The following is a 26,236-nucleotide window of genomic DNA, read 5'->3' as shown; positions in this document are numbered from 1 at the left end:
GTCATCTTATTTGTAGATATTGTAATTTGACCTATATTTAATCTATTTTCTTTCCCATGAATAATCTCCGCCTAGTTAAATTCTCTACATTTATTTTTAGCATCCTATCGATTGGTACCGTGTATGCGCAAGCAATTTATCCAATTGATCAGGCTGAAATCTTGGCGGGATCTAAATTTGATATCAAAATTGAGTTTAGCCAAGTGCTCAAGCCAGAAGAAGTGTTTATTGAATTAAACGGTGTGCCTGCTAATAAAGCAATCCTGTCAAAATCTGAATTCATCTCCAATGAAAATGGTAAAGGTAGTTCAATCATCTATCGAGATGTCCAATTATCAAAAGCTGGAAAATATCAAGTCTTAGCACGTACCCCTCAAGAAAAGCTACAAGTTACTTGGGATGTTTATGCAAGTGGCCCGCGCAGAGTAAAGAATGTCATTTTATTTATTGGTGACGGAATGACGATCGCTAACAGAACAGCAGCAAGGGTGCTCTCCAAGGGTATTGCAGAAGGTAAGTATCAAGGTAGATTGGCTTTTGATGACATGCCGAGCACTGCCATGATTGGCACGTCAGGTTCAGATTCACTCATCACAGACTCTGCCAATTCTATGAGTGCTTATACAACGGGTCACAAAACTGCTGTGAATGCTATGGGTGTTTATGTTTCTCGTGCCAACGATAACTTATCGCATCCTAAAGTAGAAACCATTACCGAATTGCTCAAGCGCAAAACAAAGATGTCAGTAGGTATTGTGTCTGATGCTGAATTAGAAGATGCCACACCAGGTGCAATGGTGGCCCATACAAGACGTAGGGCTGACAAGCAATATATTGCTGATCAATTGCTGGCAAGTAAGGCTGAAGTCATTTTGGGTGGTGGATCCGCTTACTTCTATCCAAAATCTAGCAAAGGATCAAAGCGTAAGGATGAGAATAATCTCGTTGATACATTTAAGACCGATGGTTATCAAATAGCCCTGACTAAGCAAGAATTGATTGCCGCTGCTCAAAATAAAAATACCAAAAAATTGTTTGGCGTATTTCATCCAGACAATATGGATGGATCGCTTGATCGCTTATTCTTGAAAAAGAATACCGTCTCCCAATATCCAAACCAGCCAGATTTAACCGAGATGACTCAATCAGCAATTGATGTTTTATCTCGGAACCCGAATGGCTTCTTCTTGATGGTTGAGGCGGCCTTAATTGATAAGTTCAATCACCCCTTGGATTGGGAGAGGGCGGCTTTTGATACTATTATGCTAAGTAATGCAGTACAGGTGGCAAAAGACTTTGCCAAGACCCATCCTGATACCCTGATCATTGTGACGCCTGACCATACGCATAGCGGCTCCATTAGTGGCGTGGTGCATGACGATAAGCCAGGTCCTTTGCGGGAAAAAGTGGGCATATACGCTGATGCTGGCTACCCCAATTATCCTAAGGCAGATATCCAAGGTTACCCCAATCAAATTGATGTTACTAAGCGACTGGCTTTTTTCTACGGAAGCTATCCCGATCATTATGAAACTCTGCACCCTAAGCTTGATGGTACTTTTGTGCCTGCTGTAAAAGGCGAGGATGGAAAATATGTTGCTAATTCAAAATATTTGCAACTACAAGAGGATGCCATTCATGTTGGCGGCAATTTGCCATCTCACCAAGACGTAGGCGTTCATACCGCTGATGATGCTGTTCTTAATGCTACGGGTCCGGGCTCAGAGAAATTCAAAGGCTTTATGGACAATACTGAGGTGTTCAAAATCATGGTCCAGACCCTAGGTCTTGGCGCTAAATAATCTTTCAAAAGAGATCAATGGAGTCAATCAGTAATATTAATCTTTCCTCCTTGGCCGATACAGCGATCAGCTTATCAAGCGCATTTTTCTTCGGGGGATTGATTGGTCTTGAGCGTCAATACCGGCAACGAACAGCTGGCTTAAGAACCAATATTCTAGTTGCAATTGGTGCTGCAATTTTTGTTGATGCGGCCAATCGTTTAACCGGTCACGATGGCGCGGTGCACGTTATGGCTTATGTTGTCTCAGGCATTGGCTTTTTGGGTGCTGGCGTGATCATGCGCGAAGAAGGTAATGTGCGGGGTATCAATACAGCGGCTACGCTTTGGGCTTCTGGCGCCATTGGAGCTTGTGCTGGCGCTGATCTTATTCTGGAAGCGGGCTTGGCTACATTGTTTGTGTTGGCTGCCAATACCTTATTGCGTCCAGTAGTGAGTTTTATTAATCGTCAACCGCTCGATACAGATTCTGTAGAAGTCACCAACTCTGTTTACATCATCACCCCTAAACATGCTCAAAAAATTGCCCTAAAACAATTTATCGACACATTAGAAGGCGCAGGATTTCAGACTCAGGATGTTGAAGTACATCAATTTGGCAGCGATGAAGTAGAGATACAGGCTGTATTAACGGCTAGTGCTGTCAACGGCGCTGAAATGGATGCCCTGATAGCAACAATTGCGGCAAAAGATTATGTGAATCAGGCTTTCTGGAGTCCTAGTACAACCGATTAGATCCGGCCAATGATTTGACATATTCTTGAAACATCTATGGCTCAATATACGACTGTGAATCCCGCCCTAGAAAAACAACATTCGACTATTACTTGCCCCCATTGTCTAGCAACCGAGGCTCTTGAAGTCCCAAGAGGGTCCTCTCAGCATTTATACCGCTGCCGTTCCTGCAGCAATATCTTAAAACCAAAGTCTGGTGATTGCTGTATTTTCTGCAGCTTTGGCGACTTTGATTGCTCCAGTGCGGAGCAAAATTTAGCCGCATAGCCCGTTTCCTATTAGACTAGGCTGTAATTTCATGAATATGTCACGGTTTTTTCATAAAATAGACATATTTGCTTTGCGCAGCTATTTTTAGGGAATATTTTGGCAATTCATTCTGACGACTCCGCATCTTTCTCAGACGACTTAGTTGCGGCGGTAGATCTAGGCTCCAATAGTTTTCGCATGTTGGTTGCTCAAGCAGTCAATACGCCATCCGGCACTCAGCTTCGACCGATCGACACCTTACGTGACTCAGTGCGCTTAGCGGCTGGTCTTACAGAAAATAAGCTCTTAGGTAATGATGCTTACCAGCGTGGTTTAACTTCGATAAGACGGTTTGGAGAGCGTATTCGGGGATTCGATCCATCGAATGTGCGCGCCGTTGCAACCAATACCTTAAGGGTCGCTAAAAATGCACAACAATTTGTGGACGATGCTCAGCAAGCCTTAGGCTTTCCGATCGAGGTGATTGCCGGGGTTGAAGAAGCCCGCCTCATTTATATTGGCGCCGCCCATGAAGTTCCAGCAGTGCAAGGTAACCGCTTAGTTGTGGATATTGGCGGTGGCTCAACCGAATTTATTATTGGTAAGGGCTATGAACCTAAGCTAATGGAAAGCTTATATATCGGCTGTGTTTCTCACAGCATGCGCTTTTTTCCAAAAGGCAATGTTGATATGCATGCATTTAAAGAGGCTGAATTAGCAGCGCGACGTGAGATTCAGGTCATTTCGGGGGCTTATCTGAGGAGCGGCTGGAAGCAAGCTATTGGATCGTCCGGCACTGCCAGGGCGCTAGCAGAGCTTATTGCAGCCAATGACTTTAATGGCCATGGAGACGGCTTAACCATGGGTCGGGTGAATACTTCCAGCGGTTTAATTACTCGTGATGGCTTGGCCGCCATGAAAAAACACCTTCTCAAATATGAACATGTCAATCAAGTAGAGCTATTGGGATTAAAAGATGATAGAAGGGCTGTCTGGCCTGGTGGTTTAGCCATCATGCTCGCAGTATTTGATGAGCTTGGCATTGAAGATATGGAAGTCACCGATGCCGCCTTACGCACTGGGGTGCTTTACGACCTATTAGGCCGCTCTCAGCACCATGACATGCGTTACGTCACTGTTGAACAATTTATGCAACGCTACTCAGCCGACCGTGATCAAGCAACGCGAGTTGGCAAACTGGCCGGTGAGTTTTTGCAGCAATTACCGAAGCCTGAGTCAGAGAGCAGGGCTGATAACATCGCGCTGTTGCAGTGGGCTGCTAACCTTCACGAAATTGGACTATCCATTTCACATAACGGCTATCACAAGCATTCTGCCTACATCGCAGGCAATGCCGATATGCCAGGCTTCTCTAAGAATGATCAGGCCCGTTTAGCTGCACTTCTCATAGGCCATACCGGCAAACTGGGTAAGCTTGCCAACAACGCCGGTTTTCATGATTGGCGCATGCTGTTCTGCCTACGCTTAGCTCAAGTACTTTGCCGCGGAAGAAGTGATGAAGACTTGCCGAAGGTAAAAGTATCCGAGAAAGAAGGCGCCTATCTGGTAAGCATCTCTAAGGATTGGGCTCAGACACACCCATTAACAGAGTTTAGTTTATTAAAAGAAGCAGCCGAATGGGGTCGTATCGGCCGTTCTTATGAACTCAATCTGAAATAAGAACTGCAGTAATTACAAACCCAAGAAGTGCTTAGCGTAGCGCGGATTAATTTCTGACAAGCGCAACATCGTCAGCAGATCTGCTGTATTGAAGTCAGGATCCCAAGCCGGTGAACTGCAAATCTTAGCGCCAAGCTTAAGGTAACCCTTAATTAAAGGGGGCGCATCCACTTCCAGTCCGCCATTAAGCTTATCTAATGGCAATGGTAGGCGAGGAAAGGCATGGAACTCAGTTGGAGCCATTTGCTCTTCAGTGAGGGAGTTGAAGAGGCTGGCAGCAAAGTGACCACCATCAGCCATCGGTATGCTTGCGCAGCCGAGCATAATTTCATAGCCATTTTTCTGCATGTATTGTGCTAGACCGCTCCACAAAGCCATGATTACAGCACCAGAGCGATAGTCTTGGTGTACACATGAACGACCCAATTCAACTAACTTCGGACGCAAGTGGTCCAGGCGGGATAAATCAAACTCCGCGTCAGAATACAAGCGACCAATTTCTTGGGCCTTATGAGGAGGCAGAACGCGATAGGTACCAACTACTTTTAAAGTGTCTTGATCGCGAATCAACAAATGATTGCAATAGGCATCAAATTCATCGACATCTAAACCTTCAGCATTTTGAGCAAGAGTTGCACCCATTTCTTCAGCGAAAACTTTGTAGCGCAATCTTTGCGCTTCTTTCACTTCACTAGAGGAGCTTGCCCATTCAATCTGAAATGCAGGACGCTTGGTTTTGGAAGCAGGGCTAACTGTTGGAGCAATTTCAACGGCAGCTAATTCTGCACGTGCTTTAGTCGCAAACTTTTTACCAAAGAGCTTCTTAGCCAACTTCTTTGATAACTTCTTGATTGGATTTAATTTTGAGGTAGAAAGCTTCTTTACTTTTCTTACTGAGAAAATTTCAAAGGCGCCAATTGGGTTCGGAATGTCTGACATAGTTAGCCTAGGTGAATATTAATGAGACTTTAGTGGTCGTTTATTACAGTTTTAAGACAAGCGGTATACAGACCGCAGACCACATTAAAAGGGCTATTAGGAGCGCCAACATCACTGCCGCTGAGCCAAAATCCTTGGCTCTTTTGGATAAGTCATGATGCTCGAAGGAGATGCGATCGATCGCAGCCTCAACGCTTGAATTCAACAACTCCACAACTAAAACCATCATTAATGAAGAAATTAATAAGGCTTTTTCTAAGTAAGTTGTTGGTAAGATAAACGCAAAAGGTGTTAATAAGGCAAATAAAGTGAGCTCTTGCCTAAATGCACTTTCTTCTAAAAAGGCATAGACAAGACCACACCAAGAGTTCTTGGCAGCGTGCCAAGCCCTGGTTAATCCTCGGTTGCCTTTATGAGGATTTTGATTGATGTGGTATTTGGTACTCAAAGAAGGCCTTCTTTATGCCAGAGCAGTGACATGCACATCAGTTGATGGAACGGGCTTTAGGTGATTAACGAATTGCTCTGAAGCAGCTCTCCAAGAGAACTTCTCTGCATGCGCACGAGCCACTTCGCGAGGAATCTTCAATGCTGCAATACAGGCTTCACGCAAGTCTTCATTCATTGCGCCAGCAGGAGAGTTGCCCAGGACATCGATCGGACCTGTCACGGGGTAAGCTGCTACCGGTGTGCCGCAAGCCATGGCTTCCAATAGCACCAAACCAAAGGTATCCGTTTTGCTTGGGAATACAAATACATCGGCAGCAGCGTAGACCTTAGCCAACTCATGTTGCTGCAATACGCCTAGATAATTGATCTCAGGGTATTTTTCTTTGATTCCTGCCATTGCTGGGCCATCGCCAACTACCCACTTGGAACCAGGCAAGTCAATTTCCAAGAATGCATTGATATTCTTTTCAACAGCAACGCGACCAACATACAAAAAGATTGGGTGGGCTGTATTAAGGGCTTTTGATTCTTGCATTTTGAAAATATCAAGGTCTACACCTCTTGACCACAAGACCACATTATTCAGACCATACTTCTCTAAATCGTCTTTTACAACAATGGTTGGCGCCATCACAGCCATGGATGGGCCATGGAACCAACGAATGAATGCGTAGGTAATGGCAAGTGGAATGCCAGTGCGCGCTTTGACATACTCAGGAAAGCGGGTGTGATACGCAGTAGAGAAGGGAAGATTGTTTTTGACTGCATAAGAGCGTGCCGATAGGCCTAGAGGCCCTTCAGTAGCGATATGCATGGCATCTGGTGCAAATTCTTTAATGCGACGAGCTACTTCTTTACCCGGAAATAGTGAGAGCGCGATATCAGGATAGGTGGGGCATGGAATGGATTTAAAGCCATTCGGTGTGATCATTTCTACTTCGTGACCCATAGCCGTTAATTCGGCGCGGGTTTGTTTAAGGGTGCGTACTACACCATTAACCTGTGGATCCCATGCATCGGTGATGATCATAATTTTCATAGCACAGCCTCTTTTACGAGTGGTTGAATAACAGGTTGGAAAGCAATTTCTGGAGTTTCAACAGGCTCACCTTTAATGTGCGGCCAATGAATAATTTTGAGCTCTCCCTCATGGGTTTCAACTAATGCGGTCAGACTTTCTACCCAATCACCATCGTTGCAATAGAGTAGGCCATCAATCTCCCGAATCTCTGCTTTGTGAATATGTCCACAAACAACCCCATCACAACCACGCAGACGTGCTTCTCTTGCCATAATGTGCTCGAAGTCGGCGATATAGCTGACAGCATTCTTGACCTGGTGTTTAAGGTATTGAGAAAGAGACCAGTATTGCAAGCCCATCTTGACCCGCAACATATTGAAGTAGCGATTGATGTACAGAATGAAGGAATACATGGTGTCGCCCACATAGGCTAGCCACTTGGCATATTGCATGACGCCATCAAATAGGTCGCCATGGGTTACCCATAGTTTTTTACCATCTACGGTGATGTGGATACACTCCTCAACAACCTTAACATCACCAAAAGAGAGGCCGAAGAATTGTCTGGCACTCTCATCATGGTTGCCAGGGACGTAGATCACTTCAGCGCCTTTACGTGCTTTTCGTAATAGTTTTTGAACTACGTCGTTATGGGCTTGAGGCCAGTAAAAAGACTTTTTTAGTCTCCAGCCATCAATGATGTCGCCAACTAAATAAAACTGATCGGCTTCATTGTGTTTTAGAAAATCGAGGAGGTAGTTTGCCTGACACCCTGATGTTCCTAGGTGTACGTCTGAAATCCAGATAGCTCTGTAATGCATCATGAAACCGTATTAAGCCAAGCCACTATGAAAGCTTCATGACATTTCTAAGACACTTTTGTGACTATGCCTTTATGATTTAGCATATTCAATATAAATGCCTTTTATGACCACCAGAAATCACCTTTCGGATAGAAATACCCCCATTTTTCTTTATATCGTTCTCTGGGTTTTCGTTTGGCTCCACGTCATCAGGGGGGTAATTACCTTGCTGAGCTTATTTCCGTTCATCAGCTTGGATGCTAAAAATAGACATATTCAGAGGTGGTCTAAACGCTTATTACAGATTTTTGGCATTCAATTGCTAGTAAATTCACCTGAAGCGATCCCTGGTAACGCATATTTACTTGCGTCCAATCATGTGTCCTGGGTAGATATTCATGTCATCAACGCTTTTAGGCCTATTCGATTTGTCGCCAAATCTGAAGTTGAAAAGTGGCCCATCTTCGGCTGGATGGCAAAACAACTTGGCACTGTTTTTATTAAAAGAGATAGCTCAAGACATGCCAGACAAGTTGTTAGTGATATGGCCTCATTACTCAGAACTCAGTCTATTTGTATTTTTCCTGAGGGCACCTCAACAATTGGCAAAAGTGTTCAATCTTTTAAGCCAAACTTATTCGAAGCTGCTGTGTTGGCTGAAGTTCCAGTCTGCACATTGGCTATAGCGTATTTTGATCGAGAGACTGGTCAGCATTCTGAGGTTCCAGCATTTGTCGGTGATATGGGCTTAATTGGTTCTATGGCCAGCATATTAAAAAATCGTAGGCTGCGTGTGGAATTAAGCTTTTTTCCACCCACCAAGGCAGAGGCAGACCGGAAATCACTTGCTCTTTATAGCCAAGAACAAATTGCTCAATATCTTGCAAATCACTGTCATTAGGCTCGTTGTAATATAGATGTCATAACTATGTTCTAAAAATAATGCCCTAATTGGTAAATATCATATGACTTCAAAACACAAAGAGATGGCCGAGTGGTACCAACGTGCTCAAGAAGAAATTCTGGATAGCATGGATGAAGAACTCGAAATGGAGTTAGACGATGATCGCCTTGCTTCTGAAGGTGAAGAGGTGTCTTCGGTCCCTCGTAGCGTTTACTTTAAAGAGCTCTTTCGCCTGCAGGGTGAGCTCGTTAAGCTGCAAGACTGGGTTGTTGCCAATAAAGTCAAGGTTGCTGTTCTTTTTGAAGGTCGAGATTCTGCAGGTAAGGGCGGTGCCATTAAACGTATTACGCAACGTTTGAACCCACGTGTATGTAAGGTCGTTGCCTTGCCAGCGCCAAACGAACGCGAAAAAACGCAGTGGTATTTTCAGCGCTACATTTCTCAATTGCCAGCGGGTGGCGAAATCGTTCTTTTTGATCGCAGTTGGTATAACCGTGCCGGCGTTGAAAAAGTGATGGGCTTTTGTACGGATGATGAGTACCAAGAGTTTCTGAGAACTGTCCCAGATTTAGAGCGGATGATGATTAATTCAGGAATCATCCTGATTAAGTATTGGTTCTCGATTTCTGATGATGAACAGTACAACCGTTTCATGATGCGTATTCATGACCCACTAAAGCAGTGGAAATTGAGTCCAATGGACTTAGAAGCTCGCCGTTTGTGGGAGGCCTATACCAAAGCTAAAGAAACCATGTTGGAGCATACCCATATTCCCGAAGCTCCATGGTGGGTTGTAGCTGCAAATGATAAGAAAAAAGCGCGTTTAAATTGCATCAGCCATTTTCTGAGTCAAATCCCTTATCAAGAGATTCCCCATCCTGAAATTACCCTCCCAGCTCGGGTACACAATCCAGACTACTTGCGTGGACCCGTACCCCCCGAGATGTACGTTCCAGAAATCTATTAGTTTTTCTGAGATAGTGATAACCTCTCTTTAGAAAGAGGGGTTATTTCATGAAGCTGCATTCATCCATCACGAATCGTGAATTCAAGTTATTAATTAAGCCAAGTGGCTTAGATCGCAGAAGCCGGATTACTTTATTAAGCGATCAAATTCTGGCTTTTTGCAAAAAAAGTGATGTTGGATTTTTCCACTTGGATAATGCGACTACCGGATTACGCAACATTTATTTTTATGACACCCCCGGTGAAGACTTTCGTCAAAATAATGTCATTTTGCGTGTTCGCGAATCTCGACAGAATGTTTGGGTTGATGACTGGTGTGAGGTAACCCTGAAATGCAGAACCCATGATTTAAAAGAGTCGGCTAAATTTGATCCCGCCCCAGCGAAGAACATCAAACACCGGCTGCGCCTCAAAGAAGAGATCTTGCGGGGTGATGAGTTAGGCTCAAGACGTCAAATCTATTCCAACAATTCTATATTGGATGCAGTTCCTCTTGATGACTTGTTTGATCGATCCCTGAGTGGTGTTAGCAAATATTTTCCAGGTTTGGCTAAACTGAACGCTGATCAAGAAGCGCCATTAAGAATCGTTGGTGGTGATACTAATAAGATCTTAGAGGCTTGCTTGCCTATCGGTAATTTGGTGTTTGGTAATGGCGTTCAAGCACACTGCGATATTGCAATTTGGATGAAAAGCGTAGGTGAACCGATTGTTGGTGAATTAGCCTTTTCATATCGTGTTAACGACGACAATCGTTCGGACGAAAAATCCCACAAGAGGGCAGACAAATTCTTTAAAAAGCTGCAAATTGAACTCGCTGATTGGCTTGAAATTGGCAGTACCAAAACAGCTTTAATCTACGGTAAGCCTGAATGATTGTTGCGCCAGATCAGCAATCGCTGCGACCATCCTTAGGTGATTTATTTATCCAATTTTTGTTAATAGGCGCGATTAGCTTTGGCGGCGGAATCATTGCTTACGAACGTATTCTGTTGGTTGAAAAGCGCAAGTGGTTAAGTTCTGATGAGTTTATGGCTTTTCTGGCCATTAGCCAGACTATGCCGGGATTGAATTCTGTAAACCTCGCCGTACTTTCTGGCGACCATTTACGTGGTCTTGCAGGCGTTATTAGTGCTACGCTTGGCCTCATTTTTCCGGGTTCTATTTTTGTATTGATATTGGGTGCTCTTTATGCTGCCAATACAGATCATCCAATGGCAAATCTTGTGTTAGCGGGTATTGCGGCTGGCGCATGTGGTTTGTTAGCGGCCATTACCTACCGGATTGGTGATCAACATTGGAAGCAATTGAAGTCGATTGCCATCATTGCAGTTACTTTTTGCCTCATGAGTATTGTGAAGCTATCGCTACCTCTAGTCTTCCTGATCATGGCACCGGTCGCCATTTACCTTTATCGCCCCAATCGTGATCACTGATTTATGAATGTACTCGTCAATCTTGCATTCACTTTTATGGCGCTCTCCATCATGGCAGTAGGGGGAGGCACAGCCGTCCTGCCAGAAATGCAAACCTTGCTAGCTCAACAATTTAATGTCTCCCATACCCAATTTGTTCATATATACAGTATTGGACAAGTAGCACCTGGGCCCAATATGTTGATGGTCTTGGTGATTGGCTTTCAGGTGGCTGGTTTAATTGGTGCCGGGGTGGTGTTGCTATCCTTCTTCTTACCTTCCAGCATCTTATGCCTATATGCGGGACGTCTTTGGAATCATTTCGGTGAGAGTCCTTGGCGACGCTCAATACAGAATGCTCTAGAGCCTATCTCTATTGGCCTCATGTCATCTGGTGTGTATGCGGTTGCGAAAGCCTCAATCGTGAGCCCAATTACTCTAGGATTAGCGGTCATCACGCTCATCTGCATACTGAAAACCAAAATTAACCCAGTGCTTGTTATCTTGGGCTCAGGATTGTTTTCTTATATTTTGCTTCGGTTCTTTTAAACCCCATTAGAACGTTCCCCGCAGCCCAAGCATCAAACTTCTGCCGGGTTGTGGAGCGTAGAGCCTGACAGCCATCGGTGTCGTGGCATACCGAATCTGCTCATTAAGTAAGTTCTTCATATTGAGGTAGACGGTCCAATTAACTTGCTGAATTCTCTCTGTATAAGAGACCCCAGCATTCAGTAAGTTATAGCTTGGAGCTGGACCTTGCTCCCAACTTGCTAAACGATTTTGTTGATAACTGTAAATATAAGCGGCATTCGTTAGCCAACCATTACGTTGATGAGCAAGTTCCGCTCCAAGTCTTGGCGCAGGTTGCAAGGGAAGATTACCTCCCGCATCAAAACTTCCCTGAGAAGCGTCACCAAAAACTCTGCCCCCAAGACCCTGCTCATGCCAGTTATAAGTTAATTCACCTTCAACCCCTTTAATCGTGGCAGCGGCTTGCTGCGAGGTGACAACACTAAAACCATTGCCATCTTGGCCACCATTGCTAATGGAGTTACCGGTGTAATAGCCGTAAATATAGTTGTTAAAACGATTTGCGTAGATGCTCGCCTTACCACGCAACAACCCAATATTTTTTTGCAGATTGAGCTCTAAATTATTTGAGATTTCTTTATTTAAATTTGGGTTACCGATATCAAACGTTGCAGTGGATTCATGAGCGCCATAGGAATAGAGTTCTTGTGCACTAGGCGCGCGTTGCGATACTGTATAGGCAATTCCAATACCATGGCCTTGTATAAAGCTCCACAATCCACCCGCAGAATACGACAGCAAATTAAAGTTGCGGTTTAGCAAAGTAATGCTTGGAGTTTGCGTTCCCGCAGCGGTATCTTGCGACACTAGGGGCGTTGAAGTATTCGGATTTTGCGCGACATTGTTGTAACGTAACCCCAAGTTACCCTGAAGAGAATTCCACTTGCCTTCCTCAATCCAAAATAAAGCATTTGAAAGAGTTTTGGTTGGTGGAACGATGGCATAACTTCCCGTGCCGATCTGTGATGCATTCAGAGAAGCAGTCGTAACTTGCGCGCCAAAGCTACCTTTCCAGCCCAGAAGAGGGTTATGCGCTAGTTCAAAGCGCGCCTCATTGGCAAGATTTTTCCAGAGTGCTGTAGCTTCGCCGGTGTTGTTAAATTCAGTATGGTTGTAATTACTATTAGCAGCGCTAAATTTCAATGATGAAAACCCATCCAATGGATCACGTGTTTGGTGTTGTAAATCATAACGATTCTGTGATTGATTGATTGAGCCGCCCTCTGGCGTTGGTATGCCGTAGTTATTGTTTAAGCGCTCGACCGATACACCGGTATAGCCATTCTCCCCAATATAAGAAACCCCAAGGCCTAAATTATTTTGATTACTGTAGCTATTCGGCAGTTTTCCCGTGAAGTTATTGCCACCATTACCTGCTGGAGGAACAGTCCAAGCTCCGACGGGTTCGCCTTGTGATTGAGTCGAACTGCCAGGAATGCGGTAATTATTGGCGTTGTTAATAGCGGTGTCGACATGCACAGCAACCGAGCCATGAGCGCCATCTACCTCGAGTGAACCAGCGCGGCCATTATTGACAGTTTCATAACTGGTGTTGATTGCTCCTGTTGGTCTATCAGGAAGGTTGGTCAAAATACGATCATTTACCACGTTGACTAATCCACCGCTGGAGCCTGATCCATACAGTAGGGCGGCAGCACCTCTTAAGATCTCAACCTGGTGCGCATTTTGCATATTATTGCCAACAGCATGGTCTTGTGAAATATTGGATACATCACCAACAGAAAGACCATTTTGCAAAATTTGTACTCTTGAGCCCTCAAGCCCTCGTATGACGGGACGAGAAGATCCAGTGCCATAACCTGTGGCAGATACGCCCAATTCATTTGCAAGTGTTGCTCCTAAAGTGGATCCCAGTTTGTTTAATAGCTCATCACCCTGTAAAACTTTAATTGGGGTTAGGATGCTTTGGGTTGCCTCTTGCGATCCAGTGGCGGTAATTTCCAAATTGGATGTTTGTGCGCCAACTGAACTTAGTAATAGCCCAGAAAATACAATGCACAAAAGTGCCTTATAACAAAACAAATGACGCTTGGAATACATTGATGATCTTTCATTCCCAGCAGAATCTAGAGAAGATGCTGCTTCAATCAAAAACCCAGGGAAGTGCCCAGGCTACTATGGCGATTAGAGAATAAAAGAAGGGGGAGCGCGTGATTGGTATGCAGCAGAAGTCGATTCAATGAGAATCAGTTCTGCAGGGAGAATCATCGCTGAGGTGTTGACAGAGGGGGCAACTACTTCAGAGTTGGCAACAGGAATAAATCCAGCCAATGTCAGAGCATCATATAAATGGCAGGCATCGGAACTATGAGTAATGCTGCCATCTGAATCAGCAGCAGAGCATTTTTCAATACTTAGGCTTTGTAAGCCCGAATGAGAAATGCCGTGAGCAAAGCCAACCCAATGGGTTCCTAGCAGACAAAAGAGGAGCAAAGCTACTGAAAAAGTAGCTTGAAAACACTTTACATATTTGCTGGAAAAATAGGCAACCATGCAACGAATCTTACAGGATTTGCCTGTAATTGCCCTGTCAGTGTAGAATATCGGTTCCGTCGGAGTGTAGCGCAGCCTGGTAGCGCACCTGCTTTGGGAGCAGGGGGTCCAAGGTTCGAATCCTTGTACTCCGACCACTTTCCCTTATTGTTCTAGTTACACCCAGCATATAACTGCCCATAGCTCAGCTGGATAGAGCAACGCCCTTCTAAGGCGTAGGTCGCACGTTCGAATCGTGCTGGGCAGGCCACCAAAGTTCTACTCCATCCTTTTAAAGAAATGCTTTGCAGTCAGCTTCAGTAACTCAGGCGGCATCCACTTAGTTGTCTAATTTATGATTTAGGATGACTAATCCAGTTTAACTGCTCATACTATTCATCAATTTCGTTAAAAGCACCCAGACAGATTTGTAAGGCTATGTTGAGGCAATGGTCTGGCACTTTAAGATTTGTGGGATCTTCAAGGCCGGTTAGATCTTTAGCAATACCACTACCATCAAATGTAAATGATGCTATTACGTTCGGAAGGTCATCAAAATAATCATCTGTTATAAAAGCTGTTACCAGTCCCAAGTAGGACCCTGTATCACCAGCCTCTATGTCGAAATTGAAGATGATTTCTTGTCCAGCTATCAAGATAATAAATTCATTTAGCTCGGTTAAGTCGGAAACTTCAATATTCCAATCTTTAAATTGCTCGGCTTCTAATTGAGTTTCCAGATAGGAATGAAACCCACTAAAGATTTCCTGCAAAACAGCATAGCGTCCAGTTAGGGAAGTTATATTTTTGGTGTTTGTGTTTAGATCTTTGAGATTCATATTGCCCCTTAGTTGTGAAATGGATGCTACAAGCACAAATTACAGCTTTAATATGGCAATGAGGTGACCAATTGATGAGCTGTTATTACAGAGTTGTCCATTTAAAAGACGCTTCATGATTGGGAAATCATTTATCCTTGTAGTGCTCAAGCGTCGATTTAAGCGACGCTCATTCACTACCCTTCATCCCTTACAGCAATCCGTCCATGAGTATCTAAATCAGACTCATCCACCTCTAAATGATCATCTTCAATCACTGTTGCGCCCTCTAAATGCTCGATATATTCTCGAATGGCATAGTAAGGCGCAACATGAACATGATCGTCATCTTGATGATCCCAGACTTTGTAACGAAAGACAGTTAACTTCATTTAGTGTTTTCCTAAATTAAGCTCATGAACCCAGGCGATGTTTGGAGCTGCGATTGACGTAGGCTTGGCGAGTCTCAACCCACGCTAAAGCCGCTTTAATGAACAGTCGTTTTAGTTTTCCCATGATTTATAGCCCCCTAGAAGTGTTGAAGCTGTAGAGGTAGTCACGAGTAAGCTCTTCTACTTGCTGATGGCTATTGGGGTTGTGGCTGTTGATGTATTGCTCTAAATCGTTGCCTTTAGTCAGGTTGCCAAAGACTTGATCTAAGAGACTCAATAATTGTGTCATTGAAGGCTCCTTTAGTTAAAAAATACTAGGGTTACTACCTACACACTATGAGCCTTCTTAATGAATATTGCATGACAGCAAAATAACTTTTTAGATTAAAAGATCGTAAGTTAATGACTAAAATAACTATTTGTCGTCAATTGGTCATAAAACTCCAAAATCACCCCAGAAAGGATCAAAGTTAGATCAATCGGTGATAAAAATGAGTCATAAATTAAAATAACCACTTAATTCAACAAAAAAGACATAACGATGAGCGCATTAAAAGAGGCTATAGAAAAACTAAGAGTGACTGGATCTATTGGGCTTGAAGACTTTAAGAATTTTAAGATGAAAGATCTTGAAGTCCTCACTGAGGAAATCAAACAGTGGTGTCTTTATGGAAATGGCAAACCCGAGAAGTTGGGTAAGAAACATAAAGAGAATTAAGAGCTTGGAGGCGGAAACCTAGAATCGAACTAGGGTGTTGAGATTTGCAATCTCATGCATTACCACTCTGCCATTCCGCCACAAAGAAAAAGCCATCTCTCGGATGGCTTTTCAACATGAACTGCGTTGTTAGGTTGTCAAGCACATTATTAGCACAGTAGCAGTTATGGCAATACCAGATAAGGTCAAATAGGTGCCTAGTCCTGGAGTATGAAACAGAATATCTTTATTCATGGCTCACCCCAACTTGTTTTTTAATATTTACAGGCTCATCAAAATTAAATAAGAAATTATTTTGACTTTGTCTGAGATGTCTAATGATCATGCGATCTTTTAAACGATCTTCGGGTTCTAGTTTTCTGCTAATGCGAGTAAGTTCAGATGGTTCAGTATTGCCTTCCTGCTCTTGCATGGCTAATCTCCTTTGTGAATGATTTAAAGTGCTACATTCCCAAGAAAATCTCCTTGGGAAATCATTTAACAGCTCTCACATGAATTTTCAATGGCACTTTTATGACAAAAAACGAGATATTTTTTGTAGTGCTAGAGGTCTTTATTGGGTGCGGAGGTGAGCAATAATTCACCATGTAGAAATTCTGAAGTCTTCATAATTATTTTGTCTAAAAGAGTTGTCATATTCTTTTTGTAAAATCGCAATATGCAATTAAAAGTAATCGACAGCTTTTTAGCTAAAACAGTTCTTGATGATGATGTGATTGGGCTTACTCCATTAAAGGTGGGGAGGTATCCAATTAGGGCAATTGAAGATGAGCAATATGAAGTTGCCAAATCTAAGACAACTATTTGCTATCTTACAAGTCATGAACTAGAGCAAATCATCATGTCCAAATCCGCCGTCATTATTAACGAGTAATATCAATCTCCCCTTTGCCTGGTATGTATTAGACTAGGATCATTCATATGAGGAATTAATACATGTGTCGATGGATGGCCTACGCTGGAGAAAAGATTTATCTAGAAAATCTTCTTTTTTTGCAAAAGAATTCACTGATCTCCCAAAGCCTTAAAGCTACAAAATCTAGCTTTACCACCAATGGTGATGGTTTTGGGGTAGCTTGGTATGGGGGTAAAAAAACTCCGGGACTATTTAAGGATGTTTTACCTGCATGGAATGATGAGAATTTAAGACAGCTGAGTCAGCATGTCAAAAGTGGTCTATTTTTAGCTCACGTACGGGCTACTACAGGTACCAGTATCTCCCGAGCTAATTGTCACCCTTACACATATGGCAAATGGAGCTTTATGCATAATGGCCAAATTGGACATTGGCAATTTCTGCGCCGAGATATTGAGTCTTTGATTTCAAAGGATTATTATCATCACCGACTAGGCACCACAGATAGTGAGGCTTTTTTCTTGCTAGCGCTTTCTTGTGGATTGGAGAAAGACCCCATACGCGGTATCAAAAAGGCAATCGAAAAGGTCATCTCTCTTTTAGAGGCTAATGGGGCAACTGAACCGTTTAGATTTTCAGCAGCCCTAAGTGATGGTAAATCTATTTGGGCTTTCAGATATTCAAGTGATCAGCAGTCACCATCCCTTTTTTATGGGACGCCTGACTTACATAAAAAACAAGCTCAATCGAAGATTATTAACACGATTGCCTCTGAGCCATTTGACGATGATTCAGATCATTGGACTGCGGTAGGGGAGTCTAAAATTATTTTATGGAAAAACAAGGCGGTTTCAATTAGTCCGCTTTTCTAATGTGTTTAATAAGATAAACATGCAATTTCAATCAAAATTTCTTTCTTTGATTCTTGCACCCTTCCTGTTCATGAGTCTTCCAGTATTTGGTCAAAATACCCAATACGGAGTAAGACCCTTTTATTTAATTGATGCAATGAAAGAGGGGTCATTAAAAAGGAAGCTACAAAGCTGTTCCGGTAATACTCCCCAACGCACATCATTTTCCATAGCACACCGTGGCGCACCCTTAGAGTTTCCTGAGCATACCGTGCAGTCCAATAAAGCTGCCGCACTCATGGGGGCTGGTATTTTTGAATGTGATGTCACGTTTACTCAAGATAAACAATTGGTTTGTCGCCATGCACAAAATGATTTACAAGCAACAACGAATATATTGCTAACAAATTTACAAGAAAAGTGCACCAAGCCCTTTACCCCAGCAAATGGCACAGAGTCTGCGTTAGCGGAGTGCCGCACAACCGATATCACCTCAGAAGAATTTAAATCCCTACGTGGCAAGATGGCCGGATTTAATAAAAATGCCAAAGACATTCAGTCATACATGGCGGGTACTCCACCTTGGAGAACTGAGCTATATTCCGAGGCGGGTGGCACTTTATTAACGCATCAAGAATCTATTGCTTTATTCAAGAGTTTTGGGGGTAAATTTACTCCTGAGCTTAAAGAGGCGGTTGTGCCAATGCCTTATTTAGGATTTACCCAAGACCAATATGCACAAGCGCTGATTAATGAATATAAGCAGGCTGGTGTTTCTCCTAAAGATGTTTTTCCACAATCATTTAATTTGAATGATGTGATTTATTGGATTCAGAATGAACCCGAGTTTGGAAAGCAAGCAATTTATTTGGATGGTAGATATGAGCAGAAAGGATTTAATGCTGCACAGCCTGAAAATTTAAAGCCAACCATGCAAGAGCTCTATGCGAAAGGAGTGCGATATATTGCTCCTCCAATATGGGTGCTGCTGACCACAGGTAGTAATGGAGGGATTACTCCATCGGCTTACGCTAGGGCAGCAAAAGAGGCTAAATTAAACATCATTACATGGTCTCTAGAGCGTGATGGACCGATGAATAAAGGGGGAGGCTGGTACCACCAGTCAATTAAATCTGCCATTTACACCGATGGCCAAATTTACGAGGTTTTAGATGTACTAGCTAAGCAAGTTGGTATTAAGGGGATATTTTCAGACTGGCCTGCAACTGTTACCTACTATGCAAACTGTATGGGACTTAAGTAAGTACGTAAATGAATAATCTCTATTAAGGCATTGCACAGTTTATTACACAGTCCCGATTTATGCGTGTAAGTCATTGAAATATATAGACTTTCCAGCAGCCACGAATTCTTCTAAGGCGTAGGTCGCACGTTCGAATCGTGCTGGGCAGGCCAAATTCTCCTAATTAATAGTGTTTCAGGCTTATCTATTGGCTCGATTGTGGCTAATCATTGCTGAGCTTGGCCGGCGTAGGTTGATCAGTAAATTTGTCTTGTAAACCGACAAATTTTGACTTGGAAAGCACTTTAATCCCAGTTTCTTGCTGCTTTTTCATTAGGGTAACTACGCCTCACATGAACAGTAAACCGATTCCTGTATAACGATAATTAATCTAATTAATATATGTGATTAAATGAATGGGATCTTCAATGTTCTTTAAAAGATTTTTGATTGGATTTTTTTCAATCTCAATAATTGCTGGGCCAGTATTTGCTCAATCTGATTCTGGCTCAAAAGAAAAGAAACCAAACATCGTTTACTTCCTGGTTGACAACACGGGGTGGGGATCGTTTGGTGTTTATGGCGGTACAGTGCCAACTCCAAATATTGATAAGTTAGCAAGTCAAGGCATTCGCTTTAATAACTACAACGTTGAAGCTCAGTGCACGCCATCTCGTTCTGCAATCATGACCGGGCGTCACCCGGTACGATCAGGAACCACTTCAGTTCCTTGGCCCGGTCAAGGAAAGGCAGGAATGGCTCCATGGGAATACACTATCGCTAAGCTACTTTCCGATTCTGGTTATGCCACTGCTCTATACGGCAAGTGGCACTTAGGTAACACGCAAGGCCGTATGCCTAATGATCAGGGTTTTGATGAATGGTGGGGTACCCCCGATACATGGGATCAAGCTGGCTATACACAGTGGCCTCTATTTAAAGAGAGTGGAGTTCCTGTTCCAATGCTCTGGGAGGGCAAGAAAGGGCAAAAATCTAAACCCGTCATGCCACTTGATCTAAAGATTCGTCCAGTGATTGACGAGAAGTACATTATTCCCAAGACGGTTGAATACATCAAGAAAAATGCTGCAGAAAATAAACCATTCTTTGTGTATGTGGGTTATTCAGAAATGCATGAGCCACCAATAGCTAATCCGAACTTTGCTGGTAAGTCTACACAACGTGGTGGACTCTTTGCAGACCTCGTTGCTGAAATGGACTATCGCGTTGGGCAGGTGATGCAAGCTGTTAAGGATGCGGGCGTTGAAGACAATACTATTTTTATCTTCAGTAGCGACAACGCTGGAGGTGGTGCGAGTCCTCAGATTGGTGGCGCAACCAATGGGCCGTTCCGTGGCAATTTTTTCAACACGCCATTTGAGGGAAGTATGCGTGTGCCTGCGATGATTCGTTGGCCAGGAAAAGTACCTTCAGGCATGGTTACTGAAGAAATGTTTGCTGCAGTGGATTGGATGCCAACAATTGCTGGAATGGTTGGCTCATCCAATTTGGTTCCTAAAGATCGTCCGATCGATGGGGTTGATGCCTCGAATTTCATGCTTGGGAAGAGTAAAACGACTGGCCGAGACTTATATCCATTCTTTGGCATTGATGGGGAGTTGATGTCAATTAAATGGAAGATCTATAAAACGATCTTTAGGTACGCAGAATCTCCCGAGTCCATTGGAAAGCCTTATGTAAAACCCCAGATTCCAATGATTTATGACTTGAGTAGCGATCCCCATGAAGACAATAATCTGATGTACACCGATCTAACCTTGGGTTGGGTTTATGCCCCAAGCTTTAAGTGGATTGAAGGCTATGAAGCAAGTATTAAAAAATATCCCAATATCAAGGTTGGCGAAGATTTCAAAGGTTACGCAAATAAATAGGTAGTTGGATTAATAACAGCTTAGGAATTGAAATGTTTTTACGAAGATTACTGATCGGGTTCGTGTCTATTTCAGTGGCAGTACCAACCGTATTTGCACAAACTGCTCCTGTTCGAAAGAAACCGAACGTTGTTTTTATTCTTGCAGATAACGTTGGCTATGGTGATATGGGACCTTACGGTGGCGGTGAATTACGAGGTGCTCCTACGCCACGCACTGATGAATTAGCCAAGAATGGGCTAAAGCTCACCCAGTATTTGGTAGAGCCAGCATGCACACCATCTCGTGCTGCATTAATGACCGGGCAATATTCTATTCGAAATGGTTTGTCACTTGTTGCAGAGGCCGGCACTCCTAGTACTTTGCCAGGCAAAGCTTACACAATGGGTCAATTGTTTAAAGATGCAGGCTATGCAACCGCAATTTTTGGTAAATGGCATTTGGGATCATCACCTCAGAGTTTGCCTGGTGCTCACGGATTTGATCAATATTACGGTTTACCGCCTGATGTCTCTTGGGACTCTGCCACCTACGTTGCACAAGCTATACAAACGCATTCCTATCCAACTGTACCTGATAAAGTTTTATATGAAAAGGGGCCTTGGCTTACTCAGCAAAAGGGAAATGGACCGCTTGAGCGTGTAAAGCCATTTACGATGGAGGTCAGAGCAGAAATTGATAATGTGTTGACTGAAAAATCTATTGCATTCATGAAGCAGGAGAATGCCGCTGGTAAACCATTCTTTCTTTATCTGCCGTTCTCAATGGGTCACTCACCCAATCTTTCTTCAAAGCAGTTTGCTGGAAAGTCCCGCATTGGTCAGTACGGCGACAAATTAATGGAAGGGGATTATCACGTCGGACAAATTATGGATGCCCTCAAAGAAATGAATATTGAGGACAATACTATTTTGGTTTTCGCCTCAGATAATGGTAGCACTGGCCAATACATGATGACTTATGATCGATTGGGTCTTGGTGCTCCTGATATGGGATCAAATGGCCCATTTCGAGGGGACCTAGGCGAGGCCACTGAAGGCGCTGTCCGAACTTTTTGCTTTATTCGCTGGCCCGGTCATATCGCTCCAAATACCTCTTCATATGCCATGTTTTCGATCATGGACTTTATGCCTACCTTTGCCGCTATCTTAGGTGCTAAGCTACCAACAGATCGAGCCATTGATGGAGTCAATCAATTAGATACGCTTACTGGTAAGAACAAAATAGGTGATCGCGAACATTTAATGTCATTTATTGGCGCGGATTTAGTGGCAGTTCGCTGGAAGCAGTGGAGAATGTATTTTAGAGATATGAATCGCACGGGCACTGGTCAGCAAATGCTTGGCGGCATAGCTGCTAATTCAGTTCCAATGTACTACCCAAAGGTTTACAACATCGAAATGGATCCGCATGAAGATTTACAATTAGTAAATTACGAATCAATTTCAGTTAACGCATTCAAAGCAATTCAAGAGTATCTTGCCTCGGTTAAGAAGTTCCCCAACCCACCACCTGCTAACTTAACCAACTTTAATGCGCGTTAAGAAGGAATGTTGAGTGCATAGCCAGCTTTGCAAAAGAAGTTTAGGAATTTTTTCTAAACTTCTTTTGATTTCAATCAGCTTCTTTTCGTCACAATCAGTATTGGCGGATGAAGGCGGCGTTCCCTTTTGGATGTCCGGCCAATACGCCAGCATGGCCGCAGTTCCTATGGCAACGGGATGGTCCTTGGTAGCAATGCCATATGTTTATAGCGGTAACGCTGATAAATCAAAAAGCTTTCAACATGGCACAAGTATTAATGCTGGTTTGAGCGCAAGAGAATCTTTGGTTTTAATGCAATTGGGATATGTAGCGGAAGAAAAGATTCTGGGTGGACAACCCTATCTTGGTGTAGGTTGGGGTCCAGGCACCAATACCACTACTGCTTCAGTAAGCGTTGTAAATCCAAGCACCCAATTGAATCGCTCCAATACTAGCAATGGAAGTACCGATATCTATCCATTAGCTAGTTTGACTTGGAATCAAGGAAATAATAATTTCAAGACATATGTGACTGGCGATATTCCAGTTGGTACGTATAGCCCAACGAGTCTTGCTGCTATTGGCATTGGCCACGCTGCAATGGATGCTGGTGGTGGCTACACCTACCTTAATAACACTACAGGGCTAGAATTTTCTGGAGTACTGGGCGCTACTTATAACTGGATGAATACTCAAACCAATTATAAAAATGGTATTGATTCACACCTAGACTGGTCTGTTTCCCAATTTGTGTCGCAAAACTGGCAGGTGGGTATTGCGGGATATGGCTATTACCAGATCACGGCTGACTCAGGAAGCGGAGATAGGGTCGGTGCTTTCAAATCTCGCATAGCAGCGGTCGGCCCACAAATTGGATACCTATTTAATCTTGGCAAAAATCAGGCTTATATCAATTTACGAGCCTATAAAGAATTTTGGGCACAAAATCGAGTGGAGGGGTATGCAACTATTGCCACCATCAGCATTCCACTAGGAAAGTAGCAAGATGAAGAATATACAGAGTCGCGTGTTATTGGTTGCAGTTCTTGTTACTTTGAGTTTAGGTATCTTTTTAGCTTGGAGCAATTTTTTTTCAAAGCCTCAGCAAGTTATTCCAGAAATTCGCCTTGGTGATGGAATTAACGGTCCTAAAGGAATGGCTTGGATTCCTGGTGGTGAATTTTTGATGGGTAGCGATCATCAAAAAGCGCAAGCCAATGAGAAGCCTACGCATAAAGTGAAGGTCTCTGGATTTTGGATGGATACCACTCATGTCACTAATGATCAATTTGCAAAATTTGTAAAAGAAACTAATTACAAAACCACTGCAGAGCAAGTTCCTGATTGGGAAACCATTCGTGTACAACTTCCACCAGGAACCCCTAAGCCGCCTGCTTCAGTATTTGTGCCTGGAGCCATGGTTTTTGTAGGTACAAAAGCCAAAGTAAATCTTAATGACTACTCTCAATGGTGGGCCTATGTGCCTGGTGCAAATTGGCGGCATCCAAATGGCCCAAAAAGCAATATTGATGGTAAAGGTAATCATCCAGTGGTTCAAGTGAGTTACGAAGATGCTTTAGCTTATGCAAAATGGGCCGGCAAAAGATTACCTACTGAAGCAGAGTGGGAGTTTGCAGCTCGCGGTGGTTTGAACCAAGCAACCTATGTGTGGGGTGATCAACTAGAGCAAGAAGGTAAGTTGCCAGCGAATATTTGGGATGTAAAAAAGCAAGCATTCCCAGTGGTAAGTCCTAAAGCTGGAGGCGCAATCGGTACCAGTTCAGTAGGAACCTTTCCACAAAATGGTTATGGTCTATTTGATATGACTGGCAATGCTTGGCAGTGGGTTGCCGATTGGTATCGCTCAGATTATTTTGCGATGCAAGCTAAGGAGTATGGCAATGCTGTAGCCAATAACCCAAAAGGTCCTCTTAGTTCATATGATCCAGATGATTACGGTGTACCTGCAAATGCACCCAAGAGGGTGATCCGAGGCGGATCATTTTTATGCAATGAAGATTACTGCCAGTCTTATCGTCCAAGTGCAAGACGTGGCGCAGATCCATATAGCCCAATGTCACACCTTGGATTTAGATTGGCAAAAGACTCTCAGTAGTATTTTTGTCGGTATACCCGACAAATTAGAAATCTGACCATCAACCCGCGATGATTTACTGTCGGTTCGACCGACTCTACTTCTGCCGATGCCACACACCAACGAGTCAGTTCCACATGATTCCACAGATCTCGGTGCCGATCGAACACCTGATCTTGTAAGGCTTATGTCATTGTCTAAGCTATTGATTAACCTCATTTTTAGAGCTTCTAAGGCGTAGGTCGCACGTTCGAATCGTGCTGGGCAGGCCAATATTTCCCCTCTATTTCCCCGCTTGAATTAAAAATTGATTGATATTTGTCTCTGATTTGCTTTGGCTTAGAATGGTCTGATGAGAAGAACGATCTATTTATTAAATTTCACTATTGTTGCTAGCCTTGCTTTATCTGCCTGTAGCACTGCGAAACTAGAATCACGACTCGAAGCCAATCCTCAATGCAAGGATGTCTATAACGCTAAGACCGGCGCCTTAATGCCTTGTCCAGGTTCAGATAGATCCTTCTACGTTGCAGCAGGCCTTGAGATACCAAGACAAGCTAAGCCAACAGTTGCCTCAAATCCAGCGCAAAGCCCCGTATCTTCAAATTCTCCACTTATCAACGCTGGAGCAGGTATGCCAGCATCTGCAAGCCCTGTATCAGCATCTCAGACTTCCCCAGCAGCCCAGTCTGACTGCAAACCTACGATTCATAAAAAGACTGGTGGAATGTTGCCATGTCCGCCATTGGATTGAGTATTCTTAGTGATGATGCCTTTGCATCATCTGTCTCTAATCGATTTGTGGCACCCCTATAGGAATTCAATGAAGAATCTACATATTTTTGCTGCATCCATCTCAGTGGTTGTTTTACTAGCCGCCTGCAGTAATGCTCCAAAACTTGCTACTGAATCAATGCCTAAATCCGGCTATTTGCCTGACTATTCAATCTTGGTGCCAATGGCCACTAGCGTTCCTGATGCTCGCATTTGGAGGTATAGAATCTCCGGCGTTAATCCAGACTCCTATACCGCTGTTATCTTAGATCCTATTTATCTGAATCAAGGGGCAACAAAAGATGTCAGTGCTGAATCTATTGCTAAGGCCAAAACAGCATTACAAGCTTCCATGATTGAGGCCGTGAATACTCGTGGCAATATAAAGATCGTTACTATGCCCGGCCCTGGTGTAGCCCGCTTATCCGTTGGCATTACTGGTGCAGAAAGTTCGGCTGATAGTTTGCAGCCTTGGAATTTCACACCCATTGGTCTAGCCCTGAATGCTGCGGCATATGCTGGTGGTGTCAATGCCAAAACACCAGCACTTCTAGTGGAAAGCAAAATTACCGATAGCCAGTCTAACAAGTTGTTGGGGGAGGGCTTAGTCACCATCCAAGGAGAGTCCTTTAGGACTGCTGGTGGATCAGTAGATTCATTTATTGCGATGGCTAAAGCCGTGGTTAAAGTGGCGATGGAAGCTTCTGCAAACCCTAGCCCAACCACTAAATAAGAGATCAGAATGAGAATATGCCTAAAACAGATCTCTTTATTTGCTACTTGTACTTTCCTTACCCTACCACTTAGCGCAATAGCGGATAACGCTTCCAAAAATCGAGAGATATCAGAGCGCTTCGCAAAGTGCGATACCAATCACGATGGCAAGCTCACCAGAGAAGAAGCTAAAGACTGTATGCCGCGTATTTATGATCACTTCAGTTACATTGATTCTGATGGCAATGGCTATGTAACTATTGCAGAAATTCAGGCTATTGCTGATAATTAATTTCGATTTATTTATATACA

Annotated in this window: 30 protein-coding genes and 3 tRNA genes; 22 read left to right on the top strand and 11 right to left on the bottom strand. The window is 43.4% G+C overall.

Features of this window, described 5'->3' with window-relative positions:
* Positions 1-56 precede the first annotated feature (56 nt).
* The 4 genes from C2740_RS04780 to C2740_RS04770 all read left to right on the top strand — a co-directional run bounded on the left by C2740_RS04780 (position 57) and on the right by C2740_RS04770 (position 4,465).
* On the top strand, positions 57-1,802 hold the full coding sequence (locus C2740_RS04780) for an alkaline phosphatase (protein ID WP_215291941.1): 1,746 nt from the start codon (positions 57-59) through the stop codon (positions 1,800-1,802).
* A 17-nt stretch (positions 1,803-1,819) separates the two neighbouring features.
* Positions 1,820-2,536, top strand: coding sequence for an MgtC/SapB family protein (locus tag C2740_RS04775; protein ID WP_215291940.1), 717 nt, complete (start codon positions 1,820-1,822; stop codon positions 2,534-2,536).
* 36 nt (positions 2,537-2,572) lie between these two features.
* Positions 2,573-2,803, top strand: coding sequence for a GDCCVxC domain-containing (seleno)protein (locus C2740_RS09450; RefSeq protein ID WP_305848893.1), 231 nt, complete (start codon positions 2,573-2,575; stop codon positions 2,801-2,803).
* Positions 2,804-2,983: 180 nt separating this feature from the next.
* The gene (locus C2740_RS04770) at positions 2,984-4,465 is read left to right on the top strand and encodes a Ppx/GppA phosphatase family protein (protein WP_215294320.1); all 1,482 of its coding nucleotides are present in this window, start codon (positions 2,984-2,986) and stop codon (positions 4,463-4,465) included.
* Positions 4,466-4,477: 12 nt separating this feature from the next.
* Here the strand turns inward: C2740_RS04770 and C2740_RS04765 are convergent, their stop codons facing one another.
* From C2740_RS04765 to C2740_RS04750, 4 genes are read right to left on the bottom strand one after another with little or no spacing between them, the layout of a single operon-like run.
* A complete protein-coding gene (locus tag C2740_RS04765) occupies positions 4,478-5,404 on the bottom strand; it encodes a GNAT family N-acetyltransferase (RefSeq protein ID WP_371818563.1) in 927 nt (308 codons plus the stop codon).
* Between the two features lie 43 nt (positions 5,405-5,447).
* Entirely contained in the window at positions 5,448-5,852 is a 405-nt protein-coding gene (locus C2740_RS04760) for a diacylglycerol kinase (RefSeq protein WP_215294239.1), read from the bottom strand.
* A gap of 12 nt (positions 5,853-5,864) precedes the next feature.
* Positions 5,865-6,893, bottom strand: a complete 1,029-nt coding sequence (locus tag C2740_RS04755) for a glycosyltransferase family 1 protein (RefSeq protein WP_215294238.1) — start codon at positions 6,891-6,893, stop codon at positions 5,865-5,867.
* The gene (locus C2740_RS04750; protein ID WP_371816708.1) at positions 6,890-7,699 is read right to left on the bottom strand and encodes a UDP-2,3-diacylglucosamine diphosphatase; all 810 of its coding nucleotides are present in this window, start codon (positions 7,697-7,699) and stop codon (positions 6,890-6,892) included. Before C2740_RS04750 ends, C2740_RS04755 begins: the two co-directional genes overlap by 4 nt.
* 205 nt (positions 7,700-7,904) lie before the next feature.
* On the opposite strand from C2740_RS04750, the gene C2740_RS04745 reads away from it, so the two are divergent.
* From C2740_RS04745 to C2740_RS04725, 5 genes are all read left to right on the top strand, one after another.
* Positions 7,905-8,579, top strand: a complete 675-nt coding sequence (locus C2740_RS04745; protein ID WP_251369703.1) for a 1-acyl-sn-glycerol-3-phosphate acyltransferase — start codon at positions 7,905-7,907, stop codon at positions 8,577-8,579.
* A 64-nt stretch (positions 8,580-8,643) separates the two neighbouring features.
* Positions 8,644-9,549, top strand: a complete 906-nt coding sequence (ppk2, locus tag C2740_RS04740; protein WP_215294236.1) for a polyphosphate kinase 2 — start codon at positions 8,644-8,646, stop codon at positions 9,547-9,549.
* Between the two features lie 47 nt (positions 9,550-9,596).
* The gene (locus tag C2740_RS04735; protein WP_215294235.1) at positions 9,597-10,424 is read left to right on the top strand and encodes a hypothetical protein; all 828 of its coding nucleotides are present in this window, start codon (positions 9,597-9,599) and stop codon (positions 10,422-10,424) included.
* Positions 10,421-10,984 carry a chromate transporter gene (locus C2740_RS04730; RefSeq protein WP_215294234.1) on the top strand — a complete coding sequence of 188 codons (564 nt, stop codon included), beginning with the start codon at positions 10,421-10,423 and terminating at the stop codon, positions 10,982-10,984. The genes C2740_RS04735 and C2740_RS04730 overlap by 4 nt, the downstream gene beginning before the upstream one ends.
* Positions 10,985-10,987: 3 nt before the next feature.
* On the top strand, positions 10,988-11,512 hold the full coding sequence (locus C2740_RS04725; RefSeq protein ID WP_215294233.1) for a chromate transporter: 525 nt from the start codon (positions 10,988-10,990) through the stop codon (positions 11,510-11,512).
* Positions 11,513-11,518: 6 nt separating this feature from the next.
* On the opposite strand, the gene C2740_RS04720 is transcribed toward C2740_RS04725, so the two are convergent.
* Positions 11,519-13,666, bottom strand: a complete 2,148-nt coding sequence (locus C2740_RS04720; protein WP_251369702.1) for a TonB-dependent receptor — start codon at positions 13,664-13,666, stop codon at positions 11,519-11,521.
* A gap of 33 nt (positions 13,667-13,699) precedes the next feature.
* Positions 13,700-14,068, bottom strand: a complete 369-nt coding sequence (locus C2740_RS04715; protein ID WP_215294232.1) for a hypothetical protein — start codon at positions 14,066-14,068, stop codon at positions 13,700-13,702.
* A gap of 60 nt (positions 14,069-14,128) precedes the next feature.
* On the opposite strand from C2740_RS04715, the gene C2740_RS04710 reads away from it, so the two are divergent.
* Both C2740_RS04710 and C2740_RS04705 read left to right on the top strand, forming a co-directional pair.
* Positions 14,129-14,205, top strand: a tRNA-Pro gene (locus C2740_RS04710).
* A gap of 36 nt (positions 14,206-14,241) precedes the next feature.
* Positions 14,242-14,318: transfer RNA gene (locus C2740_RS04705), tRNA-Arg, on the top strand.
* 121 nt (positions 14,319-14,439) lie between these two features.
* On the opposite strand, the gene C2740_RS04700 is transcribed toward C2740_RS04705, so the two are convergent.
* The 3 genes from C2740_RS04700 to C2740_RS04690 form a co-directional block, all read right to left on the bottom strand.
* Positions 14,440-14,886, bottom strand: coding sequence for a hypothetical protein (locus C2740_RS04700; RefSeq protein ID WP_215294231.1), 447 nt, complete (start codon positions 14,884-14,886; stop codon positions 14,440-14,442).
* Between the two features lie 176 nt (positions 14,887-15,062).
* A complete protein-coding gene (locus tag C2740_RS04695) occupies positions 15,063-15,257 on the bottom strand; it encodes a hypothetical protein (protein WP_215294230.1) in 195 nt (64 codons plus the stop codon).
* Positions 15,258-15,384: 127 nt separating this feature from the next.
* A complete protein-coding gene (locus C2740_RS04690; protein WP_215294229.1) occupies positions 15,385-15,546 on the bottom strand; it encodes a hypothetical protein in 162 nt (53 codons plus the stop codon).
* Between the two features lie 252 nt (positions 15,547-15,798).
* Between C2740_RS04690 and C2740_RS04685 the strand changes: the two genes are divergently transcribed.
* Positions 15,799-15,975, top strand: a complete 177-nt coding sequence (locus C2740_RS04685) for a hypothetical protein (protein WP_215294228.1) — start codon at positions 15,799-15,801, stop codon at positions 15,973-15,975.
* Between the two features lie 5 nt (positions 15,976-15,980).
* On the opposite strand, the gene C2740_RS04680 is transcribed toward C2740_RS04685, so the two are convergent.
* Together C2740_RS04680 and C2740_RS04675 are read right to left on the bottom strand one after the other, a co-directional pair.
* Positions 15,981-16,055 (bottom strand) — tRNA-Cys (locus tag C2740_RS04680).
* 146 nt (positions 16,056-16,201) lie between these two features.
* Positions 16,202-16,387, bottom strand: coding sequence for a hypothetical protein (locus tag C2740_RS04675; protein WP_215294227.1), 186 nt, complete (start codon positions 16,385-16,387; stop codon positions 16,202-16,204).
* Between the two features lie 246 nt (positions 16,388-16,633).
* Between C2740_RS04675 and C2740_RS04670 the strand changes: the two genes are divergently transcribed.
* The 10 genes from C2740_RS04670 to C2740_RS04625 all read left to right on the top strand — a co-directional run bounded on the left by C2740_RS04670 (position 16,634) and on the right by C2740_RS04625 (position 26,216).
* Positions 16,634-16,849, top strand: coding sequence for a hypothetical protein (locus C2740_RS04670; RefSeq protein WP_215294226.1), 216 nt, complete (start codon positions 16,634-16,636; stop codon positions 16,847-16,849).
* Between the two features lie 62 nt (positions 16,850-16,911).
* Positions 16,912-17,703, top strand: coding sequence for a class II glutamine amidotransferase (locus tag C2740_RS04665; protein ID WP_215294225.1), 792 nt, complete (start codon positions 16,912-16,914; stop codon positions 17,701-17,703).
* A 19-nt stretch (positions 17,704-17,722) separates the two neighbouring features.
* On the top strand, positions 17,723-18,946 hold the full coding sequence (locus C2740_RS04660) for a glycerophosphodiester phosphodiesterase family protein (RefSeq protein WP_215294224.1): 1,224 nt from the start codon (positions 17,723-17,725) through the stop codon (positions 18,944-18,946).
* A 407-nt stretch (positions 18,947-19,353) separates the two neighbouring features.
* A complete protein-coding gene (locus C2740_RS04655; protein ID WP_215294223.1) occupies positions 19,354-20,817 on the top strand; it encodes an arylsulfatase in 1,464 nt (487 codons plus the stop codon).
* Between the two features lie 62 nt (positions 20,818-20,879).
* Positions 20,880-22,361 (top strand): arylsulfatase, encoded by a 1,482-nt coding sequence (locus tag C2740_RS04650; protein WP_215294222.1) that lies wholly within the window; start codon positions 20,880-20,882, stop codon positions 22,359-22,361.
* 64 nt (positions 22,362-22,425) lie between these two features.
* Positions 22,426-23,343, top strand: a complete 918-nt coding sequence (locus tag C2740_RS04645; protein WP_215294221.1) for a transporter — start codon at positions 22,426-22,428, stop codon at positions 23,341-23,343.
* Between the two features lie 4 nt (positions 23,344-23,347).
* Positions 23,348-24,457 carry a formylglycine-generating enzyme family protein gene (locus C2740_RS04640; protein ID WP_215294220.1) on the top strand — a complete coding sequence of 370 codons (1,110 nt, stop codon included), beginning with the start codon at positions 23,348-23,350 and terminating at the stop codon, positions 24,455-24,457.
* Positions 24,458-24,788: 331 nt separating this feature from the next.
* On the top strand, positions 24,789-25,190 hold the full coding sequence (locus C2740_RS04635; RefSeq protein WP_215294219.1) for a hypothetical protein: 402 nt from the start codon (positions 24,789-24,791) through the stop codon (positions 25,188-25,190).
* A gap of 69 nt (positions 25,191-25,259) precedes the next feature.
* Entirely contained in the window at positions 25,260-25,943 is a 684-nt protein-coding gene (locus tag C2740_RS04630; protein ID WP_215294218.1) for a DUF3313 domain-containing protein, read from the top strand.
* 9 nt (positions 25,944-25,952) lie between these two features.
* The gene (locus tag C2740_RS04625; protein WP_215294217.1) at positions 25,953-26,216 is read left to right on the top strand and encodes an EF-hand domain-containing protein; all 264 of its coding nucleotides are present in this window, start codon (positions 25,953-25,955) and stop codon (positions 26,214-26,216) included.
* The last annotated feature ends 20 nt before the right edge of the window (positions 26,217-26,236 follow it).

The organism is Polynucleobacter sp. MG-5-Ahmo-C2 (genome assembly GCF_018687735.1).
Taxonomy (GTDB): Bacteria; Pseudomonadota; Gammaproteobacteria; order Burkholderiales; family Burkholderiaceae; genus Polynucleobacter.
Note: the sequence above shows the minus strand (reverse complement) of the source record. Positions and strands in the feature narration are given on the sequence as shown.

Bases quoted from the DNA above. Each gene is read 5' to 3' on its own strand.
- C2740_RS04780 (WP_215291941.1), top strand. From the start codon at position 57: ATGAATAATCTCCGCCTAGTTAAATTCTCTACATTTATTTTTAGCATC.
- C2740_RS04775 (WP_215291940.1), top strand. From the start codon at position 1,820: ATGGAGTCAATCAGTAATATTAATCTTTCCTCCTTGGCCGATACAGCG.
- C2740_RS09450 (WP_305848893.1), top strand. From the start codon at position 2,573: ATGGCTCAATATACGACTGTGAATCCCGCCCTAGAAAAACAACATTCG.
- C2740_RS04770 (WP_215294320.1), top strand. From the start codon at position 2,984: ATGTTGGTTGCTCAAGCAGTCAATACGCCATCCGGCACTCAGCTTCGA.
- C2740_RS04765 (WP_371818563.1), bottom strand. From the start codon at position 5,404: ATGTCAGACATTCCGAACCCAATTGGCGCCTTTGAAATTTTCTCAGTA.
- C2740_RS04755 (WP_215294238.1), bottom strand. From the start codon at position 6,893: ATGAAAATTATGATCATCACCGATGCATGGGATCCACAGGTTAATGGT.
- C2740_RS04750 (WP_371816708.1), bottom strand. From the start codon at position 7,699: ATGATGCATTACAGAGCTATCTGGATTTCAGACGTACACCTAGGAACA.
- ppk2 (WP_215294236.1), top strand. From the start codon at position 8,644: ATGACTTCAAAACACAAAGAGATGGCCGAGTGGTACCAACGTGCTCAA.
- C2740_RS04735 (WP_215294235.1), top strand. From the start codon at position 9,597: ATGAAGCTGCATTCATCCATCACGAATCGTGAATTCAAGTTATTAATT.
- C2740_RS04730 (WP_215294234.1), top strand. From the start codon at position 10,421: ATGATTGTTGCGCCAGATCAGCAATCGCTGCGACCATCCTTAGGTGAT.
- C2740_RS04725 (WP_215294233.1), top strand. From the start codon at position 10,988: ATGAATGTACTCGTCAATCTTGCATTCACTTTTATGGCGCTCTCCATC.
- C2740_RS04715 (WP_215294232.1), bottom strand. From the start codon at position 14,068: ATGGTTGCCTATTTTTCCAGCAAATATGTAAAGTGTTTTCAAGCTACT.
- C2740_RS04700 (WP_215294231.1), bottom strand. From the start codon at position 14,886: ATGAATCTCAAAGATCTAAACACAAACACCAAAAATATAACTTCCCTA.
- C2740_RS04695 (WP_215294230.1), bottom strand. From the start codon at position 15,257: ATGAAGTTAACTGTCTTTCGTTACAAAGTCTGGGATCATCAAGATGAC.
- C2740_RS04690 (WP_215294229.1), bottom strand. From the start codon at position 15,546: ATGACACAATTATTGAGTCTCTTAGATCAAGTCTTTGGCAACCTGACT.
- C2740_RS04685 (WP_215294228.1), top strand. From the start codon at position 15,799: ATGAGCGCATTAAAAGAGGCTATAGAAAAACTAAGAGTGACTGGATCT.
- C2740_RS04675 (WP_215294227.1), bottom strand. From the start codon at position 16,387: ATGCAAGAGCAGGAAGGCAATACTGAACCATCTGAACTTACTCGCATT.
- C2740_RS04670 (WP_215294226.1), top strand. From the start codon at position 16,634: ATGCAATTAAAAGTAATCGACAGCTTTTTAGCTAAAACAGTTCTTGAT.
- C2740_RS04665 (WP_215294225.1), top strand. From the start codon at position 16,912: ATGTGTCGATGGATGGCCTACGCTGGAGAAAAGATTTATCTAGAAAAT.
- C2740_RS04660 (WP_215294224.1), top strand. From the start codon at position 17,723: ATGCAATTTCAATCAAAATTTCTTTCTTTGATTCTTGCACCCTTCCTG.
- C2740_RS04655 (WP_215294223.1), top strand. From the start codon at position 19,354: ATGTTCTTTAAAAGATTTTTGATTGGATTTTTTTCAATCTCAATAATT.
- C2740_RS04640 (WP_215294220.1), top strand. From the start codon at position 23,348: ATGAAGAATATACAGAGTCGCGTGTTATTGGTTGCAGTTCTTGTTACT.
- C2740_RS04635 (WP_215294219.1), top strand. From the start codon at position 24,789: ATGAGAAGAACGATCTATTTATTAAATTTCACTATTGTTGCTAGCCTT.
- C2740_RS04630 (WP_215294218.1), top strand. From the start codon at position 25,260: ATGAAGAATCTACATATTTTTGCTGCATCCATCTCAGTGGTTGTTTTA.
- C2740_RS04625 (WP_215294217.1), top strand. From the start codon at position 25,953: ATGAGAATATGCCTAAAACAGATCTCTTTATTTGCTACTTGTACTTTC.